Source organism: Pseudomonas sp. GW458-11-26-14-LB4, from assembly GCF_059423925.1.
This window is the reverse complement of the sequence record NZ_JBWKYU010000019.1, coordinates 109,633-131,340: the sequence shown is the minus strand read 5'-3', so window position 1 is coordinate 131,340 and position 21,708 is coordinate 109,633. Positions and strand designations below refer to the sequence as shown.

The 21,708-nt window shown below is 55.5% G+C and carries 23 protein-coding genes; 17 read left to right on the top strand and 6 right to left on the bottom strand.

Annotation, left to right across the window (positions count from 1 at the left end; genetic code table 11):
* Nucleotides 1–1,084: 1,084 nt before the first annotated feature.
* Nucleotides 1,085–1,993, top strand: coding sequence for a hypothetical protein (locus tag AC07XZ_RS22650; protein WP_102687563.1), 909 nt, complete (start codon nucleotides 1,085–1,087; stop codon nucleotides 1,991–1,993).
* Between the two features lie 253 nt (nucleotides 1,994–2,246).
* Here AC07XZ_RS22650 and AC07XZ_RS22645 read toward each other — a convergent pair whose 3' ends face one another.
* From AC07XZ_RS22645 to AC07XZ_RS22635, 3 genes are read right to left on the bottom strand one after another with little or no spacing between them, the layout of a single operon-like run.
* Complete coding sequence (locus AC07XZ_RS22645) at nucleotides 2,247–2,840, bottom strand: DUF4326 domain-containing protein (RefSeq protein WP_102687564.1); 594 nt, start codon at nucleotides 2,838–2,840, stop codon at nucleotides 2,247–2,249.
* Nucleotides 2,837–3,280: a DUF488 domain-containing protein gene (locus tag AC07XZ_RS22640; RefSeq protein WP_102687565.1), complete on the bottom strand. Its 444-nt coding sequence runs from the start codon at nucleotides 3,278–3,280 to the stop codon at nucleotides 2,837–2,839. Before AC07XZ_RS22640 ends, AC07XZ_RS22645 begins: the two co-directional genes overlap by 4 nt.
* Nucleotides 3,281–3,290: 10 nt before the next feature.
* Nucleotides 3,291–3,974 (bottom strand): dual OB domain-containing protein, encoded by a 684-nt coding sequence (locus AC07XZ_RS22635; protein WP_102687566.1) that lies wholly within the window; start codon nucleotides 3,972–3,974, stop codon nucleotides 3,291–3,293.
* A gap of 592 nt (nucleotides 3,975–4,566) precedes the next feature.
* On the opposite strand from AC07XZ_RS22635, the gene AC07XZ_RS22630 reads away from it, so the two are divergent.
* From AC07XZ_RS22630 to AC07XZ_RS22590, 9 genes are all read left to right on the top strand, one after another.
* The gene (locus AC07XZ_RS22630; RefSeq protein ID WP_102687567.1) at nucleotides 4,567–5,352 is read left to right on the top strand and encodes a phage Gp37/Gp68 family protein; all 786 of its coding nucleotides are present in this window, start codon (nucleotides 4,567–4,569) and stop codon (nucleotides 5,350–5,352) included.
* A gap of 28 nt (nucleotides 5,353–5,380) precedes the next feature.
* Nucleotides 5,381–6,607 (top strand): three-Cys-motif partner protein TcmP, encoded by a 1,227-nt coding sequence (locus AC07XZ_RS22625; protein WP_102687568.1) that lies wholly within the window; start codon nucleotides 5,381–5,383, stop codon nucleotides 6,605–6,607.
* 105 nt (nucleotides 6,608–6,712) lie between these two features.
* Entirely contained in the window at nucleotides 6,713–7,777 is a 1,065-nt protein-coding gene (locus tag AC07XZ_RS22620; RefSeq protein WP_146024022.1) for a hypothetical protein, read from the top strand.
* A gap of 132 nt (nucleotides 7,778–7,909) precedes the next feature.
* A complete protein-coding gene (locus tag AC07XZ_RS22615; RefSeq protein WP_256590569.1) occupies nucleotides 7,910–8,035 on the top strand; it encodes a hypothetical protein in 126 nt (41 codons plus the stop codon).
* 278 nt (nucleotides 8,036–8,313) lie between these two features.
* Entirely contained in the window at nucleotides 8,314–9,462 is a 1,149-nt protein-coding gene (locus AC07XZ_RS22610) for a hypothetical protein (protein WP_102687570.1), read from the top strand.
* Nucleotides 9,459–9,845, top strand: coding sequence for a hypothetical protein (locus AC07XZ_RS22605; protein WP_102687571.1), 387 nt, complete (start codon nucleotides 9,459–9,461; stop codon nucleotides 9,843–9,845). Before AC07XZ_RS22610 ends, AC07XZ_RS22605 begins: the two co-directional genes overlap by 4 nt.
* A 133-nt stretch (nucleotides 9,846–9,978) precedes the next feature.
* Nucleotides 9,979–10,224: a hypothetical protein gene (locus AC07XZ_RS22600; RefSeq protein ID WP_102687630.1), complete on the top strand. Its 246-nt coding sequence runs from the start codon at nucleotides 9,979–9,981 to the stop codon at nucleotides 10,222–10,224.
* Nucleotides 10,225–10,384: 160 nt separating this feature from the next.
* The gene (locus tag AC07XZ_RS22595) at nucleotides 10,385–11,098 is read left to right on the top strand and encodes a hypothetical protein (protein ID WP_102687572.1); all 714 of its coding nucleotides are present in this window, start codon (nucleotides 10,385–10,387) and stop codon (nucleotides 11,096–11,098) included.
* 433 nt (nucleotides 11,099–11,531) lie between these two features.
* Nucleotides 11,532–11,918 (top strand): DUF6124 family protein, encoded by a 387-nt coding sequence (locus AC07XZ_RS22590; RefSeq protein ID WP_102687573.1) that lies wholly within the window; start codon nucleotides 11,532–11,534, stop codon nucleotides 11,916–11,918.
* An 85-nt stretch (nucleotides 11,919–12,003) separates the two neighbouring features.
* Here the strand turns inward: AC07XZ_RS22590 and AC07XZ_RS22585 are convergent, their stop codons facing one another.
* The 3 genes from AC07XZ_RS22585 to gspI all read right to left on the bottom strand — a co-directional run bounded on the left by AC07XZ_RS22585 (nucleotide 12,004) and on the right by gspI (nucleotide 13,403).
* Nucleotides 12,004–12,414 carry a hypothetical protein gene (locus AC07XZ_RS22585; RefSeq protein ID WP_102687574.1) on the bottom strand — a complete coding sequence of 137 codons (411 nt, stop codon included), beginning with the start codon at nucleotides 12,412–12,414 and terminating at the stop codon, nucleotides 12,004–12,006.
* Complete coding sequence (locus tag AC07XZ_RS22580) at nucleotides 12,411–12,884, bottom strand: hypothetical protein (RefSeq protein WP_102687575.1); 474 nt, start codon at nucleotides 12,882–12,884, stop codon at nucleotides 12,411–12,413. The genes AC07XZ_RS22585 and AC07XZ_RS22580 overlap by 4 nt, the downstream gene beginning before the upstream one ends.
* Nucleotides 12,885–13,025: 141 nt before the next feature.
* Nucleotides 13,026–13,403 (bottom strand): type II secretion system minor pseudopilin GspI, encoded by a 378-nt coding sequence (gene gspI, locus AC07XZ_RS22575; RefSeq protein WP_102687576.1) that lies wholly within the window; start codon nucleotides 13,401–13,403, stop codon nucleotides 13,026–13,028.
* Nucleotides 13,404–13,549: 146 nt separating this feature from the next.
* Here gspI and gspG point away from each other — a divergent pair, with 146 nt between their 5' ends.
* Genes gspG through gspF form a run of 7 tightly spaced genes read left to right on the top strand, consistent with a single transcriptional unit; the run spans nucleotide 13,550 to nucleotide 21,612 of the window.
* On the top strand, nucleotides 13,550–14,008 hold the full coding sequence (gene gspG, locus AC07XZ_RS22570) for a type II secretion system major pseudopilin GspG (protein ID WP_007959380.1): 459 nt from the start codon (nucleotides 13,550–13,552) through the stop codon (nucleotides 14,006–14,008).
* Nucleotides 14,009–14,016: 8 nt separating this feature from the next.
* Entirely contained in the window at nucleotides 14,017–14,970 is a 954-nt protein-coding gene (gspK, locus tag AC07XZ_RS22565) for a type II secretion system minor pseudopilin GspK (protein ID WP_085745436.1), read from the top strand.
* Complete coding sequence (gspL, locus tag AC07XZ_RS22560; protein WP_102687577.1) at nucleotides 14,967–16,112, top strand: type II secretion system protein GspL; 1,146 nt, start codon at nucleotides 14,967–14,969, stop codon at nucleotides 16,110–16,112. Before gspK ends, gspL begins: the two co-directional genes overlap by 4 nt.
* A complete protein-coding gene (locus AC07XZ_RS22555) occupies nucleotides 16,105–16,650 on the top strand; it encodes a type II secretion system protein M (RefSeq protein ID WP_102687578.1) in 546 nt (181 codons plus the stop codon). The genes gspL and AC07XZ_RS22555 overlap by 8 nt, the downstream gene beginning before the upstream one ends.
* Nucleotides 16,647–18,998 (top strand): type II secretion system secretin GspD, encoded by a 2,352-nt coding sequence (gene gspD, locus AC07XZ_RS22550; protein WP_102687579.1) that lies wholly within the window; start codon nucleotides 16,647–16,649, stop codon nucleotides 18,996–18,998. Before AC07XZ_RS22555 ends, gspD begins: the two co-directional genes overlap by 4 nt.
* Entirely contained in the window at nucleotides 18,995–20,401 is a 1,407-nt protein-coding gene (gene gspE / locus AC07XZ_RS22545; RefSeq protein WP_102687580.1) for a type II secretion system ATPase GspE, read from the top strand. The genes gspD and gspE overlap by 4 nt, the downstream gene beginning before the upstream one ends.
* Complete coding sequence (gene gspF / locus AC07XZ_RS22540) at nucleotides 20,401–21,612, top strand: type II secretion system inner membrane protein GspF (protein ID WP_102687581.1); 1,212 nt, start codon at nucleotides 20,401–20,403, stop codon at nucleotides 21,610–21,612. Before gspE ends, gspF begins: the two co-directional genes overlap by 1 nt.
* Nucleotides 21,613–21,708: the final 96 nt, after the last annotated feature.

The following is a 21,708-nucleotide window of genomic DNA, read 5'->3' as shown; positions in this document are numbered from 1 at the left end:
ATTTTGGCGTTTCAGTCGGGTGGTGAGTACTGGATCGCCGGGGACGGGCTTGATTGCTTTTACCCAACCCAAGGAAACGTGTCGTAAATGTCCGCTTTCGGCCATTAGTTGCCATTCGTGGAAGGCAGTTTTCGGCCAGGAGCGACCAGACGCTGGATCGTGGCCCTTACTCGATAAGAGGTACTAGCAGCCGCTCATCGGCCCTACCTAGCTTGGTATGGTGGTATTTTTGATGTCACAATGGCACCACGCCTCAATACAAGGATGGTCTGCCGTATGCGGAATGCATTAGTCGTACTAAGCACGTTGCTTCTCACTGCTTGCAGCGCGAGGTCAATTGAGGAACTGAGAGAGACGACCCCGGCAGTTACACTAACAACTGAGCGCTCTTCAGAGGACTTTTCTGCATGCGTTGTGGGAGCGTTCAACGACAATGCTCGCGGGTTCGAGATGATTCGATTCGACGGCGCGAAAAGCTACCGTCGAGGCAACCGGACCACTATATCTGCGGATACAGGGGTTCCGATGTATTTCCTTGATGTGACCCCAAGAAGCGATGGTGCTCCGGGGTCTAAAGTTGAGGAGCGGCACGCAATCCCTGAACGTGACGCAGGGGGATACCTACAGCGCTTTCAAGGCCTAACAAGAAGCTGCTTAACTTGAAGTAATCGCTTGTGGATAAATTTGGTCTTCGGCGCTACCGGCCAATGGCGTCTTTCAGCTGGAACATTTACGCCGATTACGGTGATTACGGTCGCGATCTCCGTGGTGAAGAAGCAATGTAGGCCGTGGATGCTCTCCGAATCCAGCATTGCATCTGTCTCCAATTTCAGTGCAAAAACGGTGATGCGATCACTAGCGCGCCACAATTTTTCCGCACTTAAGGTCTGACTAATATGGGCTAGGAGCTTGGATTGCAGTCCGCTTGCGACGCCGTAGGGGCATATCTGGGGCGTCGCATTTAAGTGCCCGAGAAAGATGGTAATTGCACTAGGCATACCCCAAGCCCAGCCATCGAGTTGGGCCGATGACGTAGGAGAGGTGCGTTTTTTTGCCCCTCGGTATACGCTGAAGGATTTATAGCATGGCTACCGACTTCAAACATGCCGTCAGAGAACATTACACTTCTGACGAAAAAGTAATTAATTTATATACAAAACTCTATCAAAAGATGCTCGAGCAGAAGTTGCTAGACTCTAATTTTGTCTCACAGATGAGTGACCCTGAAAAGACGATGCATCGGCTCTCTGAGCTTGTTATCTTGGAGCACTGCACCTGCTGTGTTACGGGCATAGAGAGCAAAAATAAAGGCCCAGATTTAACTTTTGAATTTGAAGGCCGAAGGGTGAATATTGAGATAATAACGCCTATAAAAGTGGTACTAAGAAAATCAAAAGTTCCCCAATGTTTTTTTCCTCCGAGGGCGGGTCAGAGCTCCAGTCGTGATGTAAGTATTCCCGAAATGAGTTCCTTGCACGAAAGGATAACTGGAGCACTTAAAGAAAAGGCAGGGCAATACCGAAAATATCTTGAAAAGAAGACTGTAAGCGATGATGATGTAAATATCGTCTGCATAAATTTAGGCTTTATTGAAGGCCGTGAATATATTGACTATTCTTATTTGAGGAACCTTTTTACAAGGCAGGCAGCGATACATTTGGAAGTAGGTCGGGATGGTGAAGTTTCCGCTCGGATCGAAGATTACGACTTTCTTGTGACCAAGAAAAATAGCACGGTACTCAAGACTAGCTACTTTGATAACTCAGAATTCGGTCAAATTGATGGCGTATGGCTAATAAGCTGCAATGAAAAAAATCTCAACGCTGTTTCGAATAGATCGCACCCCAATAATTCAGAAAGTAATGTTATGTACCATAATTATAAATCCAAGATACCTCCTTCCTTGCTATTTGCTCTGAAAATTAATAGCCCACAGAGGGAGGAGGATTTCATTGCACAGATAAGGGTTAATAAAAAGCTCCCTGAGGCTTAATGCTCATTTCTTCCAAAGGTGACTGTATTTTACTAACGAAATGGGTCAGTAAAACGGACAGCTATCTCTCGTTTTCATTCCTCGCATTATATTCTTTGACGGGGTAGAAACTACAGAATAGAAATGGGGGGGGGCTGATTTATTTTCTGATTTAAAAATAGATCAGTCTCCTTTTTTGGTCCTTTTTTGAAAACCTCAGAGGAGCTTAAAGTAAACTCATTATTTTTTTCGAGCCAAGTCTGGCTTTATATCTTTAGAGTCCATCATCTTGAGCATTTAGAATATCTGCCAGGACGTCTCCATGACACGCAGCAGGCTTGCAATGGCATGCGATGACCTTGCCCCTGATGATGCCGAGGTTGTGCTCAAGATTTTCAGATGCCTTCAGGAAGCCGCGACCAAAGTCATAGGCAAATTTGCGAATGACCTCGTCACGATCACCGTCCTGGCCCATCTGGTATGGATTTCCCCAGATAGTGCCTCGACCGATGTACACGTCGTAGAGGTCACCTCGATCCTTGTTCACCACTAGAGTGAGCTGTAGCGGGACTACGCGGGTTGGAATCGCGGCCCGGCTCAAAGCATCTCTCAAATCGGCAAAGCACTCGCGATCTTCAAAGAGAATCGCGTGCGTTGCTTCTTCCACGGCGCTGGCCTGGCCTTCCACTAGCTCGAACGAGATGCCCTTCTCTTCCGCGTAGGCGCTCACATACCCGTTGGGGTCAGATATCGCGACCAGCCGCACCTGAGGGGATTGACTGGTGTAGAACTGCACCTTCCTTTCCAGCTTTGAGTAGCAGAGGAATTCATTTGGGTAGGCGATGAGGATGGTCTTGGTATCACTCATACAAGATGTTTGACATCGATAGACTCGTCGCTCCAATGCTCTTTCAAGTATTCGGTCACAAGCCGGCGATGGCACTGATGAGGTTGGTGCTCACTACAGAGCAGGCAGCCACCATCCATGATATCCCGGCGCACATATTTTTCGATGTTGCGCTTCGCCATCAGGTTCATGAACTTCTCCTCATACTGCTGCCAGGTGATGTCCTTCTTCTGGTATGGAGACAGGATCTCCTTGGTAGGAGCTAGGTCAGGCAGATGGACGTAGTCGACGTCACAGATCTCGGTCAGGAAATACTTCAGATCATCTCGCTTGGCAAAGCCTGAAAGCTGCGAGATGTTATTCAGCCTGACGTCCACGACACGCTTGGTACCCGAGATTTTGATCAGAGAGAAGAAGCGCTCCGCCTTCTTTTCGGTAAAGCCGATTGTCAGTATTTTCATGGGCATCCGTTTAGAGAATCGCTGCTACGAGCTTGTAGGCGTAGCCGGTTCTGGGATCAAGATCCCCCAAGCTGACCGTAAAATAGCTGTTTTCTGAAAGCTGGTAGGTACCGGCACCACGACGTAGATAGTCGTTCTCCGCCTGGATATCGGTAATCTTCAGAGCGTACTGTCTCTGGTTATACCTGAACGTGGCCCGAACCTTAAGCCTATGATCGCCAAAATCAGCGCCCTCAGCCGACACCCTGACGGAGGCACTCTCCGGTCGGATGAGATAAAGCGATTGACGCTGAGCAGTCAGAAGCCCAGGTGGTACCCTATCATTCACTCCACCAGTGCTGTGGTAGTTCGGCTCCCAGAGGTGTTGGGGAGTGTCTACGAGGTGTGCGAGACCCTCCAGCCCCAAGCGGCTAGCCGACGTCCAAAGGGGCGGATGGCAAATGACGTGGTTCTCGATTTGATACTGGTGATTCTGAAGATTGGAAAAGGTGACTGAAGTGATATCCAGATGCTGAAGTACCAGGCCGTTTGCATAGGTGCGTTCAGGATCAGAAATCGAGTCATTCTCACGATTACTAACCGGGCGGATCCACGAGCCGTGTCCGTCACCTCCCCAGATCTTGCCTGCTACACACCTGCCCCCTGGTTTTTTTGAGCTGGCCAAGCACACGAACTGATGTTGGTATGGCGGCATAACGAAAATCCTTTTCATGATGGCTGTGCGCCATCTTGACCGTATCTCACTTGCCCTTCAATGACCGTTCATCCCCGCTTCGCTTGGCGTAGTTGGAGGTTCCACATCCTTAATTGATTGGAAAGCCGGGCCGCCCGCATCTACCTCGTGAGCATCGTCGCCGGCATCCTTTCAAGCAAGCCATCTACCGAGCACTGGGCATGTCGGCTATACCGGGTTAGGCCACGACAAAAGCCAGAAGCTCAGACTAGTTTCTTCCAGAAGAGCCATGGAAGCTGGAACTCAACAGCTTTTCTTTTGATTTCAAATAAATAGAGATCCTTTTTTGAACAAATATTTAATAGTAGCCTTTTGATGTTGTCCCGTATTTGTAAATTATGTCGTATTTATGACATTTCATGAGACTCTCAACTCTCTTCCGCAGGTTTTCCACGCCATACTGTTCATTCGTACAGTTCGAAATGATGCGAGCCTCTAGGCCTCTCCGATGGCTGCCCATAGGGATGGGAATTCATTATGATGGCCACCGAATTCGGCTTGCTCGGTCAGAAATGCGCCAGTTAGGAACGCAAACGAGGAGCTAGGAAGGGATATGGCAGAAACACAAATCGAGTGGACGGATTCTACTTGGAACCCAGTAGCCGGCTGCTCCATCATCAGCGCTGGATGCAAAAACTGCTATGCCATGGAGATGGCGCGTCGCCTCGAGGCCATGGGTACCCCCAAGTACGTTGGGCTCACCCGCAAGAAGAACAAACGCATCGTCTGGAACGGCTCAGTCGTCGAAGACCACGATTCCCTGGCTATCCCGTATCGCTGGAAGAAGCCCAGGAAGGTGTTCGTCAACTCCATGAGCGACCTGTTCCACGAGAAGGTAAGCGAAGAGTTCATCATCGCGGTGTGGAAGGTGATGCGTGAGACTCCGCACCATAACTATCAGATCCTAACGAAACGCCCTGAGCGGATGCGGCAGATCCTCAACGAGGTTATCACCGAGGTGTTGCCAAACGTCTGGTTGGGCACCTCTGTCGAGGATGCCGACGCCGCTGAGCGTATCCAGTTTTTGAAGGAAACACCCGCTCAGATTCGGTTCATTTCCTTTGAGCCGCTGATTGGCCCGGTTGGCCCTATCGACCTCTCGCAGATCGACTGGGCTATCGTCGGTGGGGAGAGTGGAAACAAGGCGCGTCCGATTAAAGAGGGTTGGATCGACGAGATCTACACTCAGTGCATGGAAAGCGATACCGCGTTTTTCTTCAAGCAGTGGGGAACATGGGGTAAAGACAATGTTCGCCGCTCGAAAAAAGCCAACGGTAGAGAATATCGTGGCAAGACTTGGGACGAAATGCCTGTCAACTTGGTAGGCATGGTCCAGTAGATCTACCGTAGCCAGATAAGGACGTTTCATGGTCGGAAAGAGCTATGCTTGGGAAGACGGCGCTATCCTCGCCGAGCACTCACGGAAAAAGCACCAAATACTTCGCGAGTATTTTTATCACTATGTCATCACCCGGTGTGCGCACCCACAGGTCAGAAAATTTCGTCTGGCGGTGGTCGATGGATTTAGCGGGGGCGGACGCTATCAGTGCGGCGCTGCGGGCTCGCCTGTAATCTTTATAGAAGAATTGTCTAGGGCGATAGCCGATATCAATTTGAAAAGGGCTATCGCTAAAATGCCCTTGGTTGAGATTGAGTGCAGCCTGATTTTGAATGATGCTGAAAGGCCCGTCATCGAGCGCCTCAAAGAGGTTATTTCACCAATACTCATTCAAAGCCAGCTTTCAAATAGCCGCTTAAAAATAACAACTCACTACCACTGCGACCAGTTCGAAACTATTTATCCCACTATCAAATCGCTGATTCGATCTGAACGCCACAAAAACATCATATTCAATTTAGACCAGTGCGGCCACAGCCAAGTAAAAACTACGACACTCATTGACATGATGAAGCTCAACGACTCGGTAGAGGTCTTCTATACTTTCTTAATTACCGCGCTACTGGCTTTCCTAGAAAAAGATAACCCGAGCGTCCTTTCCAACCAGCTTTCCTATCTGCAACTTACAGACAATGACTTCGAAGCTCTCAAGGCGCAAGCCTCCAAGCGTGCTTGGTTAGGTGTCGCTGAGCGAATCGTGTTTGATAGTCTGCAAAAATGCGCAAATTATGTAAGTCCATTTTCGATTAACAACCCCGACGGTTGGCGTTACTGGCTAATACACCTCGCCAGCTCTCACAGAGCCAGGCAGGTTTACAACAACATTCTCCACAAGAATAGCAAAATGCAAGCTCATTACGGCAGGTCGGGGCTGAACATGCTTGCTCATGATCCTAATGAAGAAAAGACTCTGTACCTCTTCGACACGTCAGCAAGAGAGCAGGCTAAAGAGCAACTACTTGACGACATCCCTCGCTTTATGAGCAACATTAGCCAACCGTTACTTGTAGGCGACTTCTACCAGCGCATTTACAACCATACTCCAGCCCACAGTGACGATATCAATACTGCAATTCTTGAAAGCTTAGACCTTCAAGTAAAAACCCCAGCAGGCGGAAGCAGGAGAAAATCCACCCAAATCGAAACCAAAGACTATATTGAATTCAAAAAGCAAAAGAGCTTTTTCTTCAAGTAAACAACGGTGCAAATTTCATCACTTTTGAAGCCACCTATCAATACATGTCTCCTTACCTCTCAAAACACTGTGAACAATATTCCGTAGAATGCGGAGGGCGCGCAAATGAATGGCTGGAATGATGAAGGTATATGGATCAAACCATCTCAGATCTGGAAGACAGAAAATCATATCTCAGATGCTGCCGCTGAAAGTTTTCTTAGCAAGCCAGGCGGAAACTACTACATAGGAATTTCATTTCACATTTCTCCTTTTACGATTATAAAAGGATCCGGACAAATCGATACAACAACGAGATTTGAACCGTCTGATTTCCATTTATCAAGAACCCAAGACTCCTTCAATAGCTGGGGCGTAAACGCAATAAAAAGCAAATCCAAGCGCTCCGGATGCATGGATTATTGGGACTGGCTGCCTGGTGTAACGATCATTGATGAAAGTGACAAATACACTCTTCCATCTGACGAGCTAAGTGCCATTGCAGGAACAGAGTGGGCGGATAATGATCCACGGATTTTTCATGGGATATTCAGCAATGACGTTCACGACAAATTAATAACCAAATACATGGCAGATATTAACGCCATCACTGGCCCTAGATTCTCAGGGTGGCCTTTTGGATTCAGGCAACTGAAGGATGCTGTCTTTATTTGGGTACACGCAGACTCGAAAGAAATTCATGCAATGCTGCTGGCTTCCATCGTGCAGTTTGGAGATAAACATTGCTATCTGAACAAAAATCTCTACAACCCGGGAAACCACTTAGGGGCATGGAGCATTAAACCAAACGCCTGGGACTGCAGGCAGGTTTTGAGATTTCTATACAAATCTCGGCTATTATTGAGTGATGGCTTTCAGGAGATTGCTCTCGTTACCGCAGCATCTGCCGTAGAGCGTGCCTTTTTCGAAATCGTTTTATTTCTTGAGCAGAACAATGCCCAGCAAGCAACTGCCAAAATCAAAGCTCACAGCTTTATAGAAAGGGCAAAGTCGTTAATTAGCAGCTATGGCTTCTCACTACCCGTCCCACTTCTTAGTGGCCTAACGCTTGCCTATAAAGCCAGAAACTCGATAGCTCACGAATTAAGCAGCCACACCCACGAAGATGTTATAAATCATATAAACCAATTTGAAGCGGTTATTGAATGGTATTATCAAAATATTCGCTAAAAAGGACTCCGTAACCGCTGAATCATCTCCATTTAATAAAAACCAAAAATAGTGCGAACCTAGGAGTAATCGCCCTTGAGCATGATCGCGGTATATTAGCGATATGAAAACATTGGCATAAAGGAATTTGCTATGAGCACCGATCAGTACCGCACGCAGGTCGCCAATATTCAGAACAGTATTGCCAAACTTCAGGGCGAAAAATCCAAGAAGGTTGATGCGCGGCAAGAGCGGGTAAGAAAAATCACGACGCCCTAGCCGCGGCAGCGAGCACTCTCTATTGTCCAGTTCTAGAGGTCAGGAATGCGATATCGGGCGTAATGGGTAATAGTCGGGCCGCAATCATGTAGATGGCCATCTGCTGCCATACAACCATCCTCCTTTACCAGTTACCCTGCGCACCCCGCGAATGACAGGAATCAGCCGTTTGGGCACAGCTTTTTAGGTTTTGTCTTACAGCCGGCACTTGGGCTTTTCGATAGCGTCGGACTGTCAGAAACCCAAGTCGGGATTCCCGAAGTGAACAAGGATGATTCATGAGTGAAATTGGAAACGTACCGAGGCCCGCGCAACCTAACCCTCCAAGAAAAAAGGTCTACCGTGGCGTAGAACCGACCGACCTGCACGCCAAGCACTGGGCGGAATACCCTGAGGCTCCGGCAGAGAAACCGGCGGCTGCAAAGCCAATAGCTGAACCGGGTTTCTACATCGTTCAGCAAGTCATGCCGCGCTCTGCGCTAGAGGCAGCATTGTTCGACAAGCCGGACGGCGCAACGCTTGAGAAATTCTCGCGCCTCAACCCTCACGTCACCGGTTACGCCAAGCCCGGGCAGCTCATCGTATTGAGCGATCCGAACAATCCCCAGTGCACACGTGAAGAAGCGTTGCTCATGGAAGCGGCTCAGAAAGTGGACGCGGCACTCAAGCCCATGTCCGACGAAGAAGCGAGCTTCATGGTCCGCTATCGGAGCCAGATAGAATCCGTTCTTTCGCAAGGCTCTACTTCAATCGGTGTTGGAGAATCGATCTTCGCGAAGAACCTTGAAGACGTGAAAACGTCGCTGAAGGAAATCGAAACGCTGCATCAGAAAAGTTTTCAGCGTGACGGCCACTTGCGTAGTTCAGAGTTTTTTAACGAGCGTGCCCGACTGTTTGCCAAGCTTGATAGACAGCTCACCGGGTTAACCCGAAAGGGCGTTGGTTTCCCTGATCATCCAAGTCTGAAATCAGCTCTCGGTATCTCAAGCAAAAGCCTAGTGCATCACTGGACCCTGGCCGGTGCTCCGGGACAGATTCCCGGTTACGCCACTCACGCAGAAGGTGTCGCCAGAGCAGCCAAGGTTGTGAAGTATGGTGGCTGGGTGGGTACAGCCGTAGGTGGCGGTGCGTCTTACATGAAGGTTCTAGAAGTCTGTGCGGCAGGTAATAAAGATGCTTGTGAAAAAATCAAATATACCGAGGCTGGTAACTTTGTCGGAGGAGTGGCCGGCGGTGCTGCTACCGGCGCGTTTTTGACCGGTTCCACAGCGGGGATTATCTGTGTTGGCTTGGGTGTACCCACAGGTGGCATGGCAACCTTGGCATGTGGCGTCATCGTCGTAGCGGCGGGCTCATATGCGGGTGGAGCCCTTGGTGGGGCTACAGGCGAATGGGCGGGTGAGAAGATCTATGAGGCAGGTAAATGAGTTTGAACGTCGTTGATAAGGTGCTTCTGGCCATTGCCGTCGCTGATCTGGCAGGACTTGTTCTTTGGATTGGAGTCTGTTTGCACCTTGCGTATACGAAGATGGATCTGATGTTGGAGCATCTGAAGAATTGCTCAGCCATCATGACTCGCGCTCCGCTTCGGAATGGAGGGCCTTGGGGAAAACTTCTGCTCGTTGGTGGCATTTCGGGAATTGTGACGTTCCCCAATTTTTATTTGAAAAGGGGTGAGCTGAACTCTCAAGATCTAGCCAATTTCCCGGTCCCCCTTAAACGCAAGCTGATAGTGCTGCAATGGAGCGTGATTTCTTTGTTATTGGTCATGATCTGCTTCGGAGTAGCTGTGAAGTCAGGGCTTGTTTAGCGCATTGTGCAACGCGCGGCTCTCACTCTTACGCAAAATTAAGAGCCTCGTTTGTACGGTCGGAGGGCTACAGACAAAGGCGTCACAAGAATAGAAAAAGCTTCTAATCGCGGCGGTCTTCGCCCTAGTGACCATGCTTTACGTCGGCTACTACGAAGCTCTTGAGGACGGAGACATCGAGACCATTGTCCTCATCAAGAAGCATCCGACGTTTCAGATGAAGTTCTACAACATCCACGCTAATGACGGAGAGATCAGGAAGGTAGAGCGCCTGACAGCAGAGGAGCAAGAGTGGATTACTGATTACTGCTGGTACCGGTTGGGAATCGACACCGACCTCAAAACTCAGGATGACGTCGAGAGGTGCTGGAAAAAATAAGCTGTCTATTTGGCCAAGGTTGCCAGCTAGGACCGGCAGCCAAGATCATCTTCTACCCACTGTTGGGATAAGGGAGGCAGCCTGCCTACTCAATTCGGCCAGGTGGGCCATGTTGTCACTGATACACTGATTTCGACTCGCCGATTAGCCAGGAGCTGAGATGGATATCAAAGAGTTTTGCGTCGCTCATGGATTTGACTTGAGTAAAAGTGGAGTGGCGTTAGGAGGTGGAAGTTTTGGAATGACAGATCTGAAAATTTCTCCAATGGAATTTTTGATCTTGGCCGAAGAAGATTTTGAGCGGGGCGGATTGGCCGCGCTTGTGAACGCAACGACCAATGTGAAACGAGCCATTGTCGGACAGCTTGATCAGTTACTGATCTCCTTTGGCTATCAATCACTTAGATGGAACGTGCCAAAAAAGATCGAGCGAGTAAGGGCACTTGGATTATTGGCGCCAAGTCTGTTACGTAAAGTTGTCGATATGCGAAATTTCCTTGAGCACGAGTACGCCACACCTGAGCTAAAAAACGTTGAGGAAGCATTGGATATTGCGAGTCTATTTGTAATGTCCTCTTCAGCTATGTTCGTTCCGTTCGATGATGTCCTAGAGTTTTCACGGCCTGAGCCCCAAATGGCAGACGGCGCTGTCGCACTTCTCACAGCCGGGTTGAGAAGGGAGTCAGGCAGGGTTTTCTACAACGTCTACGCATATGAAACCGGCGGATATGCTGGACATTGTGTTGGTCAATGCCAGATTCAATCAGGGCATATCCTGTTTGAAGCAATGGTAAAGCTTTCCGCATCGCTGATGCTTCGATACAAAGTAAACCAAGCGATCAATGATTTTGAAGCTGCGTATGCTCAGTTATGAGTGCTCGATAGGTGAGTACTGCCGGTTATGCAGAGGATTTATTTAAGTGGGGGGAGGTGCCGCAGTAAGGTCTCGATAAACACCAACGTTTAAAAAGACATTTCCAGACACTCTCTCAGGCTACATATCCTTGCGCCGTTGCCTACAGCTACGCCAGAATCCGCCGGCTTGTGCGCTTTGTACCTGGTCTTTATCGTCTACGTGTCGCTGGCAACCCAGCGACCGGGTTTAGCGACCCGACCAGGTATAAGTTCAACGACGCTCCAGTTTGTCGCAGACATTTGCGATGACGATATGGTGGCTGTGCGTGGGAGACCTTCGGGTCTGCCGGGTCTTATACCTCTCGGTTCGCTAACCCGCGCACAGCTGCCACCCTTACTTGTTTAGCGACAGGTTTTGGTGGTTCCACCAGGTATAAAAATGGAGCTTCACCATGATCAAACCAACACCCAACCCGCCCGAAACCGAATCGGTTTCCCCCTACGAATCCATCGATTCCAGAAAACTCCACGAAGCCGCCGACCGCGCGCTCGACCATTACCTCTGTCCGCCCGGCTCCACGCCGCCTCCACGCAGAACCCGCGGGATGTATGCCGTGACGGCGGACAACAAAAACGAAGAACTGCTGATTGATGCCAGTGAGACACTCGCTTCAGCCCAAACCATTGCCCAAAACATCGCCAGTCTGGTGCCGGCTTCGCAGCGTCGGGCGTTGGTGGGCATTGCGCAATTGATCATGCTCGGGGAGTTGGCGGTGAATCGGGCGTTGGATAATTTGCAATTGCCGGTGAAGCAGACCTCGGGATCACCTGCTGATTAAACGGGTGTCAATTCTGGAGCCTTCGCGAGCAAGCCCGCTCCCAAGGAAAGGGGACTGAATTATTTCACTCAGTCCCCTTTGTTTCTTAACCCGCGTCGCCGCTATCTGGCGCTGAAGGCGCATCCGGACATTCATCAGCCCATCGCGTTACCGTCATGTCTTTGAGCTGCTCACCCATGGTGTCAACACGCAAACAGGCGCCTTTCTTTGAATAGAACAGGATGCAACGCGAGCTATCAAAAGAGCAGGTATCGAGTTCCGGGAAATCGCGTGCAGCCAGCTCTCGTTCGACACCGCTGTATTCGTAGCCATCGCTGGTGTGCATCCGGGTTGGCTTCCATCCTTGTTTGATCAATTTGGATCTGGCCGACACCAAGGGCTCACCGACGGCGATGCCTGCCGTCCCGTGTTTGTCGTTTGCCGCTTGCGAGCCATCAGCGAAAGTGACGCTTGAACCCGTGTAACAAATGGCGATGAGGAGGATCGGGGCCTTCATTTAGCCGTTCTCGTGATTTTTCTTGCGGCGTAATAAATGACGCCTATCAAAAAGTGCTTGAGCTCCCACGCCCAAGCGCCCGCGAGCATGCAGATAACCAGAAAATGAAAATATTGAGCAAATTCTGTAAAGGGCACTTTTTGTGCGCTTTTTCCAACCAGTCCAAGAGTCATCAGGCTGATGCAAAAAGTACTCAAACACCGTAAGGCGAGATAGCAAATGTCCGTGATGTTGGTCGTGTACACCCAGCTTTTTGCGGATTCAGAAAACAAGGCAGACCACACCAGATGAAACGCGCTTGCGTAGATGAAGCTCAGGCTTAAGCGCTGCGCCACATCAACGCCGGAGCTGAGGTAAAACTCCGAATAGAATTGGTCGAGAGAAACGCCTACCGGACGCATATGGTCGAGGTACGGAAACAGGGCAACTCCGCCTGCGAGATAGATAGCTACAAAAGCGATGATTTTCATCCCGCACTCCATTGCTCCGTTTAGCGGCATCGACTGGCGATTATCGGCCGGGGGGAGTCAACAGAATAGTCATCCTGACCACTTCCGGTAATTCATACGCTGGAGACCAGAAAGGTAGAGCGCCTGACGGTAAGGTGAGTGTCAGTCCTGCGGCCTGTTGAGCAACGTCTCCAGACTCGCCAGCGGCGGCGTTTCCTTGCTGCGATCGAAGACTTGCACAGCAACCTTCAACAACCGCCCATTCTCCGCCGTGCCAATCACCTGCTCACACCGCAACAACAACCTCCCTTGATCACACTCAACCGCCTTAACCCCTATCGGTAATCTCCCTTCCAACCGAAGTTCAGCCATCCGACTCTGCGCCGCAATCATCGCAATTGAACGATCCCGCAAAACCCCGCTGCTCTGCGTCATCAACCCCGCGACACGCACGGCGGCGGACATGGCGACGGCGATGATCGCCAGCGCGACGAGCACTTCAATCAGGGTGAATCCGGCTTGTGGGGAGGGGGTGCGCATCGGGGTCTCGGGCGGTCGGGCAGCCCTTGACGCTAACGCTCGTGCTTGACGGCTTGACGACGAAAACACCCGAGGATTTTCAACATCCCTGACATATCTTCTTGCAACACTGCGCGTCGAATCGAATCAAGCCAGGGAATGACGAGATGGATATCGCGCAGTTCAAACAGCCCAATCGACCGAGCCGGATGCCCCGTGGGCAGCAGGGTTTCACGCTGATCGAGATCATGGTGGTGGTGGTGATTCTCGGGATTCTGGCGGCGATGGTGGTGCCCAAGGTGCTCGACCGGCCGGATCAGGCGCGGGCCACGGCGGCGAAGCAGGACATTGGCGGGTTGATGCAGGCGCTGAAGCTGTATCGCCTCGATCACGGCACTTACCCGAGCCAGAGCCAGGGCCTGAAAGTGTTGGTGGAGCGGCCGGCCGATGCGAAGAACACCAACTGGCGCTCGTACCTGGAGCGCCTGCCGAATGACCCGTGGGGTCGTCCTTATCAGTACCTCAATCCCGGTGCCAACGGCGAGATCGACATCTTTTCCCTCGGCGCCGACGGCCAGCCTGACGGCGATGGCGTGAATGCCGACATCGGTTCCTGGCAGTTGTAAGGCCGGTCATGAACAGCCAATCGAACCAGCAGGGGATGGCGATCATCAGTGCGCTGCTGATTGCGGCGGTGGTCGCGGTGATCGCCGCCGGCATGCTGACGCGCCAGAGCGTTTCGACCCGGGCGCTGGAGGCCGAACAACTGCGCGTGCAGGGCCGTTGGGTGTTGCACGGCGGGTTGGAGATCAGCCGGCAATTGTTGTGGGATGCGCGGCAGCGTGATCCGCTGACCCGACTCGATCAACCCTGGGCGCAGTTGTTGAACACCCAGGGTTTCGAGGGGCGGCTGGAGGATGAGCAGGGCAAGTTCAACCTGCGCAATCTGGTGGCCAACGAGCGAATCGATGACGCGCAGGTGCAGGCGTTCGAGCGCTTGTGCGAGTTGATTGGTGTCAGCAGCGGCTTGAGCCGGCGCATCAGTCAGCGGGTGATCGGCTCTTATCCGCACCTGTTGAATGCGCAAGTGGTGGACAAGCCTGTGGCGAAAAACACTTTCGACAGCGGGCGCGTCACGTCGCCGTCCGCTTCGCGCAAACCGCAATCGCCGACCTTGCCGATGCTGCGCACGCTTGATGATTTGCGCAGTGTCGACGGAGTCAACGATGCGGTGTTGGCGAAGCTGGCGCCGTACCTGACGGTGATTCCGGCGACCACCTGGCTCAACGGCAACACGGCCACGGCGCCAGTGCTGGCGGCTTATGTGCCGGGGCTGTCGCTGGAGCGGGCGCAGGCGTTGATCAATGAGCGTGACGCCGGGCGCTGGTTTATCAATCGTGGGGATTTCGTCAATCGCCTGCGACTGCCGCAACTGGAGATCACCAGTGTCAAGGTCGGCATCACCAGCGACTGGTTCCGGCTGCGCGGGCAGGCGCGGCGCGATCAGCGGCGGGTCAGCCTCGATGCGTTGTTGCATCGCAGTGAGGATCGGTTGCCGCAAGTGATCTGGTCGCGGGTGGGCGTATGAGCCAGTTGCGCGTGAGTTTGCCGCCGCTGGCGGAGCTGGGTCTCGACAGTGAAGTGGATTGTGCGTGGCTGGATCGTCAGGGGCAGGTCACACGCCAGGAACGTGTGCGGCTCGGCGCGCTGCCGAAGCAACCGTTGGCGTGCTTTCTGCACCCGTCGGACAGCCTGTTGGCGAGCATTGATCTGCCGCCTCTGCCTGCGAACAAAACCGCTGCGGCGGTGCAATGTGCAGCGCAGGCCTTGATGCTCGGCGACAGCGCCGAGATGCACATCGCTCACAGCGCTCGCAATGAAAGCGGCCAGGTGCAGATTGCCTGGGTAGCACGCAAGGATTTGCAGCACCTCGGGCAGTTCGGTTTGAACCTAAAAGGCCTGTACCCGGCGTCCTACAGTTTGCCGGTGATGGCGGGCGGCGTCGGTTGCCTGCACGACGATCATCTGTTGCTGCGCCACGGCCCGAATGCGGCGCAGGTGCAGCCGATGGTCGACGAAGCGTGGCTGCTGGAAACCGGTCTGCCGGCGCACTGGATCGGTGACGGCGCGCCTGAGGCGGTGCAATCGATTTTGGCCGACACGCAACGCTGCTCCGGCCCATTGCCGAATTGGGGCCTGCACGGCGGCCTCCAGCAACCGGGCACCGAACATCGCGGCTGGGGCAGGGCGCTCGGTTGTTGTGCGTTGGCGTTGGCGGTGTGGGTGGTCGGTTTGAACCTGTACGCCGCTCGCGAGGCCGGGCAGGGCCAGCAGCTCAAGGCGCAGATGGCGCAGCGGGTGAAGCAGGCGTTCCCCGAGTTGCCGGTGATCCTCAATCCGTTGCAACAGGCGCGTCAGCAAATTGCTGCGCGCCAGCAAGGCGCGGTGGATGCGCCTGGTCAGGATTTCACGCGACTGGTGTTGCAGGCCGGCAGTGGCATGCCGTCCATGGCGGGCACGGTGCAGCGGCTGGAGTTTGTCGACGGCGCGTTGCAACTGAACCTGCTGCCCGAGGCGCGGCGTTCGGGCAACGACAAGGACTGGCAAGGCACGCTGGCCCAGGCCGGCATCACCATCAGCCCGAACGACGACGGCTGGGTCCTGCGCCCGGCCGGCGAGGCGACCGCCGCCACCGACAACGACGACAGCAGCGGAGCCGAAGATGAATAGCCCCTCGCTTGCGAAATACCGCGCCGGTTGGCAGCGCTTCAATGCTCAGTTGCAGGACCGTTGGCAGCCGTTGGCGCTGCGGGAAAAACGCATGGTCGGCGGCATGGCGGCGCTGTTGCTGGGGCTGTTTGTGTGGGTGGCGTTGGTTCAGCCGCCGCTGAAGAAGATCGCCGCCTCGCAAGTCGAAACCCCGAAATTGCGCGCCCAGGCCGAAACGCTGGAAGTGCTGTTGCGCGACGTCAGTGTGCGCCCCGACGGGCAGAACCTGGAGCAGTCGCTGCAGCAGACTTTGCAGGCCAGCGGACTGGGCGGCCATTACCAATTGGCGGCCGCGTCCGCCGGCTGGCAGTTGACCTTCGACGCGGCACCCGCCGACGCCGTGCTCGACTGGCTGCTGAGCCAACCCCGGAATTTTTCACTGCAAGTGGTCGAGGCCCGTCTGCAACGTGCAGACGACGCCGCGACCGATGACACCGCCGGCACTCTGTCGGGCACCGTACGCATGGATCAGGCGCTGGGCGCTAAGGAAGCTTCATGAAGGGGTCAGGATCCAAACGCATGGCGTTGCCGATGCTGTTGATGGCATTGAGCGCGTGCAGCAACACCACGCCATCGAATCAACCGCCGCTGCTGGTGGACAGCGAACTCGGCCGGCCGCTGGCCAACACTCAGCGCAGTGGCGACGCGGTGCTCGACCGCGAAAGTGCGCAGGCTCAGGCAAGACCTGCGCCGAAGCAATTGCACAACATCACCGAACGCGCCCGCAGCGGTGGTTCGGCGCGCGGCACGACGTTGCCGGCCAATCCGTTGGGCGATCAACCGGTGACGCTGAATTTTGTCGACGCCGATATTCAAGCGGTGGTGCGGGCGTTGTCGCGCTCCACCGGCCAGCAGTTTCTGGTGGATCCTCGGGTCAAGGGCAACCTGACGCTGGTCTCCGAAGGCCAGGTGCCGGCGCATCAGGCTTACGACATGTTGCTGGCGGCGCTGCGCATGCAAGGTTTCAGCGTGGTGGATGTCGGCGGCGTGGCGCAGGTGGTGCCGGAGGCCGACGCCAAATTGCTTGGCGGGCCGATCTACAGCGCTGACAAACCGGCCGGCAACGGCATGCTCACCCGCACGTTCCGCCTGCAATACGAGAACGCGGTGAACCTGATCCCGGTGCTGCGCCCGATCGTGTCGCCGAACAACCCGATCAACGCCTATCCGGGCAACAACACCATCGTCGTCACCGATTACGCCGAGAACCTCACGCGGGTCGCGCAACTGATTCAGGGCATCGACACCCCGAGCGCCATCGACACTGACGTGGTGCAGATCCAGAACGGCATCGCCGCCGACATCGCGCCGATGGTCGCCGACCTACTCGACGCGCCGGGCAATGACCCGACGCAGAAAATCGCAGTGATCGGCGACCCGCGCTCCAACACCATCATCATCCGCGCCGGCAGCCCCGAGCGCACGGAGTTGGCGCGCAACCTGATCTACAAACTCGACAACGCGCAGAGCAATCCCAGCAACCTGCACGTGGTGTACCTGCGAAACGCCCAGGCCGGCAAACTGGCCCAGGCCCTGCGCGGATTGCTCACCGGCGAGAGCGACAGCGGCACCAGCGACAATGCGCGTTCGGTGCTCAGCAACATGGGCAGCTCCACCAACTCGGGCGGTGGGCAGAACGGCCAGAGCGGCACGCAAACCAACGGCAGCACGTCGACCACCAACAACGGCAGCACCGGCGGCAGCTACGCCCAGGGCAGCAGCGCTAGCAGCGGCAGCAGTAATGCGCAAAGCAGCGAACAGAACGTCGCCTTCAGCGCCGGCGGCGTGACCATTCAGGCGGACGCGACCACCAACACCTTGCTGATTTCCGCGCCGGAACCGCTGTATCGCAACCTGCGCGAAGTCATCGATCTGCTCGATCAGCGCCGCGCCCAAGTGGTGATCGAAAGCCTGATCGTTGAAGTCGGCGAGGACGACGCCAGCGAATTCGGCGTGCAATGGCAGACCGGCAACCTCGGCGGCAACGGTGTGATCGGCGGCGCCAACCTCGGTGGTTCGGGGATCAATGTCAACGGCAAGACCAGCCTCGATGTGCTGCCGCAAGGCCTCAACCTCGGCTACGTCAACGGCACCGTCGACATTCCCGGGATCGGCAAGATTCTCGACCTGAAAGTGCTGGCCCGGGCGTTGAAGAGCAAGGGCGGCACCAACGTGCTGTCGACGCCGAACCTGCTGACCCTGGACAACGAAGCGGCGAGCATTTTCGTCGGCCAGACCATCCCGTTTGTCAGCGGCAGTTACGTCACCGGCGGCGGGGGCACCAGCAACAACCCGTTCCAGACCGTGACCCGCGAAGAGGTCGGCTTGAAGCTCAACGTGCGGCCGCAGATTTCCGAGGGCGGCACGGTGAAGCTCGACATTTATCAGGAAGTCAGCAGCATCGACGAACGCGCTTCGGCGGCGGCCAATTCGGCGGGGATCGTCACCAGCAAACGCGCGCTCGACACCAGCATCCTGCTCGACGACGGGCAGATCATGGTGCTCGGCGGTCTGCTGCAGGACGGCTACAGCCAGAGCAATGACGCGGTGCCTTGGTTGTCGAGCATTCCGGGGATCGGCGCACTGTTTCGCAACGAGCGTCGCTCGATCACCAAGACCAACCTGATGGTGTTCCTGCGCCCGTACATCATTCGCGACAGCGCGGCGGGGCGCAGCATCACGCTGAACCGCTACGACTTCATGCGCCGCGCTCAGGGCGGTCTGCAACCGGAGCGCAGTTGGGCGATGCCGGACATGCAGGCGCCGCAATTGCCGGCCACTGCCCAAGGCGTGCCGGCGCCGGTGTCCGGCCCGCGCGCGACCATCAAAGCGGTGCCGCTGCAATGAGCGCATTGCCTTACGCCTGGGCCAAGGCGCAGCGGATTCTGCTGCGCGACGGCGTGCTGACGGTGTGCCCGTCGACGCCGGGCTGGTCGATCAGCGAGGTACGACGGCAGTTCGGCGCGGCCAGGCTTGAGCGGGTGCGCGATGACGAACTCGACGGCTTGCTCGCTACTGCCTACGCCGACACCGGCAGCGCGGCAGCGGTGGTTGGCGCGGCGGAAAACGAAGTCGACCTCGACCGTCTGATGCAGGACATGCCGGAAATCACCGACCTGCTCGACACCCAGGACGGCGCGCCGGTGATCCGCATGATCAACGCCTTGCTCACCCAGGCGGCGCGGGACGAGGCCAGCGACATTCATATCGAACCGTTCGAAACCCATTCGGTGGTGCGCTACCGGGTCGACGGCACGCTGCGCGACGTGGTCTCGCCGCGCAAGGCGTTGCACGGTGCGCTGGTGTCGCGGATCAAGATCATGGCGCAGCTCGATATCGCCGAAAAACGCCTGCCTCAGGACGGGCGCATTGCCTTGCGCGTAGCGGGGCGGCCGATCGACATTCGCGTCTCGACCGTGCCCACCGGCCATGGTGAGCGAGTGGTGATGCGTCTGCTGGACAAGCAGGCCGGACGCCTGCATCTGGAAAGCCTGGGCATGGATGCGCAGGTACTGGCCAAACTCGATCACCTGATCCGCCAGCCCCACGGCATCGTGCTGGTCACCGGCCCGACCGGTAGCGGCAAGACCACCAGTCTGTATGCAGCGCTAGCGCGGCTGGATGCGAGCACCAGCAACATCCTCACCGTTGAAGACCCGGTGGAATACGACCTGCCGGGCATCAGCCAGATTCAGGTCAACGCCAAGATCGACATGACTTTCGCCCTGGCGTTGCGGGCGATTCTGCGGCAGGACCCGGACATCATCATGATCGGCGAGATCCGCGACCTCGAAACCGCGCAGATCGCTGTGCAGGCTTCACTGACCGGTCACCTTGTGCTGGCGACGTTGCACACCAACGACGCGGTGTCGGCAGTCAACCGCTTGGTCGACATGGGCGTCGAGCCGTTTCTGCTGGCCTCGTCGATGCTCGGCGTGTTGGCTCAGCGCCTGGTGCGGCGGCTGTGCAATCAGTGCAAACAGGAAGACCCGGCGACGCCCGGCACCTGGCGCCCGGTGGGCTGTGCGGCGTGCAATCACACCGGTTATAGCGGCCGAACCGGCATTCATGAGTTGTTCTGCATCGACGACGACATCCGCACCCTGATTCACCAGGGGGCAGGGGAGCAGGCGTTGCGCGCGGCCGCGAGCAAGGCCGGGATGTTCAGCCTGCGCGAGGACGGCGAGCGCTGGATCCGCAGCGGTGCCACGGCGCCGGAAGAAATCCTTCGTGTGACACGGGACGCCTGATGAATCGCTATCGTTTTGAAGCCGCCGATGCCAGCGGCAAGATCGAGTCCGGGCATCTGGAGGCGGAGAGTCAGGGCGCCGCGTTTGGCGTGCTGCGCGGTCGTGGCCTGACGGCGTTGTCGGTGGAGAAGGAAAGCAGTGTCTCCCAGCATGGCGGCGGTGGATTGTTCAGCGCCAAGCTCTCGGATAACGATCTGGCGTGGGCCACGCGGCAACTGTCGAGTCTGCTCGGCGCCAGCCTGCCGCTGGAAGCTGCGTTGAGCGCCACGGTAGAACAGGCCGAGAAAAAACACATCGCCCACACCCTCAGCGCCGTGCGCGCCGACGTGCGCAGCGGCATGCGCCTGGCCGAAGCGCTGGCGGCGCGGCCACGGGATTTTCCGGAGATTTACCGGGCGCTGATCGCGGCGGGCGAGGAGTCCGGCGATCTGGCGCAGGTGATGGAGCGGCTGGCGGATTACATCGAGGAGCGCAACAACCTGCGCGGCAAGATTCTCACCGCGTTCATCTATCCGGGCGTGGTCGGGCTGGTGTCGATCGGCATCGTGATTTTCCTGCTGAGTTACGTGGTGCCGCAGGTGGTCAGCGCGTTTTCCCAGGCGCGGCAGGATCTGCCGGGGCTGACGCTGGCGATGCTCAATGCCAGTGATTTCATTCGTGCGTGGGGCTGGTTGTGTGCAGGGGTCATGGCCGGTGCGTTCTGGAGCTGGCGCCTGTATCTGCGCAATCCGGCGGCGCGTTTGAGCTGGCATCATCGGGTGCTGAAGCTGCCGCTGATCGGGCGGTTTGTGCTGGGGCTGAATACTGCACGGTTCGCCTCGACGCTGGCGATTCTCGGCGGTGCGGGGGTGCCGTTGTTGCGAGCGCTGGAAGCGGCGCGGCAGACCTTGTCCAATGATCGTCTGAGCCTGAGCGTCAATGAGGCCACCGCCAAAGTGCGCGAGGGCGTCAACCTGGCGGCTGCGCTGAAAGTGGAGAACGTGTTTCCCCCAGTGCTGATTCACCTGATCGCCAGCGGCGAGAAAACCGGTGCGCTGCCACCGATGCTCGAACGTGCTGCGCAAACCCTGTCCCGCGATATCGAGCGCCGGGCGATGGGCATGACCGCTCTGCTTGAGCCACTAATGATCGTGGTGATGGGCGGGGTGGTGTTGGTGATCGTGATGGCGGTGTTGTTGCCGATCATCGAGATCAACCAGTTGGTGCAGTAGTTTTCTCAACTTTTTTTACCAGCGTCAGATCTCACCCGAGCGCGAAATCCGGCATCCTCGGGTTCTCCTTTCTGTCATCTGCAACGGCCCTACAAG

Bases quoted from the DNA above. Each gene is read 5' to 3' on its own strand.
- AC07XZ_RS22650 (WP_102687563.1), top strand. From the start codon at position 1,085: ATGGCTACCGACTTCAAACATGCCGTCAGAGAACATTACACTTCTGAC.
- AC07XZ_RS22645 (WP_102687564.1), bottom strand. From the start codon at position 2,840: ATGAGTGATACCAAGACCATCCTCATCGCCTACCCAAATGAATTCCTC.
- AC07XZ_RS22640 (WP_102687565.1), bottom strand. From the start codon at position 3,280: ATGAAAATACTGACAATCGGCTTTACCGAAAAGAAGGCGGAGCGCTTC.
- AC07XZ_RS22635 (WP_102687566.1), bottom strand. From the start codon at position 3,974: ATGCCGCCATACCAACATCAGTTCGTGTGCTTGGCCAGCTCAAAAAAA.
- AC07XZ_RS22630 (WP_102687567.1), top strand. From the start codon at position 4,567: ATGGCAGAAACACAAATCGAGTGGACGGATTCTACTTGGAACCCAGTA.
- AC07XZ_RS22625 (WP_102687568.1), top strand. From the start codon at position 5,381: ATGGTCGGAAAGAGCTATGCTTGGGAAGACGGCGCTATCCTCGCCGAG.
- AC07XZ_RS22620 (WP_146024022.1), top strand. From the start codon at position 6,713: ATGAATGGCTGGAATGATGAAGGTATATGGATCAAACCATCTCAGATC.
- AC07XZ_RS22615 (WP_256590569.1), top strand. From the start codon at position 7,910: ATGAGCACCGATCAGTACCGCACGCAGGTCGCCAATATTCAGAACAGT.
- AC07XZ_RS22610 (WP_102687570.1), top strand. From the start codon at position 8,314: ATGAGTGAAATTGGAAACGTACCGAGGCCCGCGCAACCTAACCCTCCA.
- AC07XZ_RS22605 (WP_102687571.1), top strand. From the start codon at position 9,459: ATGAGTTTGAACGTCGTTGATAAGGTGCTTCTGGCCATTGCCGTCGCT.
- AC07XZ_RS22600 (WP_102687630.1), top strand. From the start codon at position 9,979: ATGCTTTACGTCGGCTACTACGAAGCTCTTGAGGACGGAGACATCGAG.
- AC07XZ_RS22595 (WP_102687572.1), top strand. From the start codon at position 10,385: ATGGATATCAAAGAGTTTTGCGTCGCTCATGGATTTGACTTGAGTAAA.
- AC07XZ_RS22590 (WP_102687573.1), top strand. From the start codon at position 11,532: ATGATCAAACCAACACCCAACCCGCCCGAAACCGAATCGGTTTCCCCC.
- AC07XZ_RS22585 (WP_102687574.1), bottom strand. From the start codon at position 12,414: ATGAAGGCCCCGATCCTCCTCATCGCCATTTGTTACACGGGTTCAAGC.
- AC07XZ_RS22580 (WP_102687575.1), bottom strand. From the start codon at position 12,884: ATGAAAATCATCGCTTTTGTAGCTATCTATCTCGCAGGCGGAGTTGCC.
- gspI (WP_102687576.1), bottom strand. From the start codon at position 13,403: ATGCGCACCCCCTCCCCACAAGCCGGATTCACCCTGATTGAAGTGCTC.
- gspG (WP_007959380.1), top strand. From the start codon at position 13,550: ATGGATATCGCGCAGTTCAAACAGCCCAATCGACCGAGCCGGATGCCC.
- gspK (WP_085745436.1), top strand. From the start codon at position 14,017: ATGAACAGCCAATCGAACCAGCAGGGGATGGCGATCATCAGTGCGCTG.
- gspL (WP_102687577.1), top strand. From the start codon at position 14,967: ATGAGCCAGTTGCGCGTGAGTTTGCCGCCGCTGGCGGAGCTGGGTCTC.
- AC07XZ_RS22555 (WP_102687578.1), top strand. From the start codon at position 16,105: ATGAATAGCCCCTCGCTTGCGAAATACCGCGCCGGTTGGCAGCGCTTC.
- gspD (WP_102687579.1), top strand. From the start codon at position 16,647: ATGAAGGGGTCAGGATCCAAACGCATGGCGTTGCCGATGCTGTTGATG.
- gspE (WP_102687580.1), top strand. From the start codon at position 18,995: ATGAGCGCATTGCCTTACGCCTGGGCCAAGGCGCAGCGGATTCTGCTG.
- gspF (WP_102687581.1), top strand. From the start codon at position 20,401: ATGAATCGCTATCGTTTTGAAGCCGCCGATGCCAGCGGCAAGATCGAG.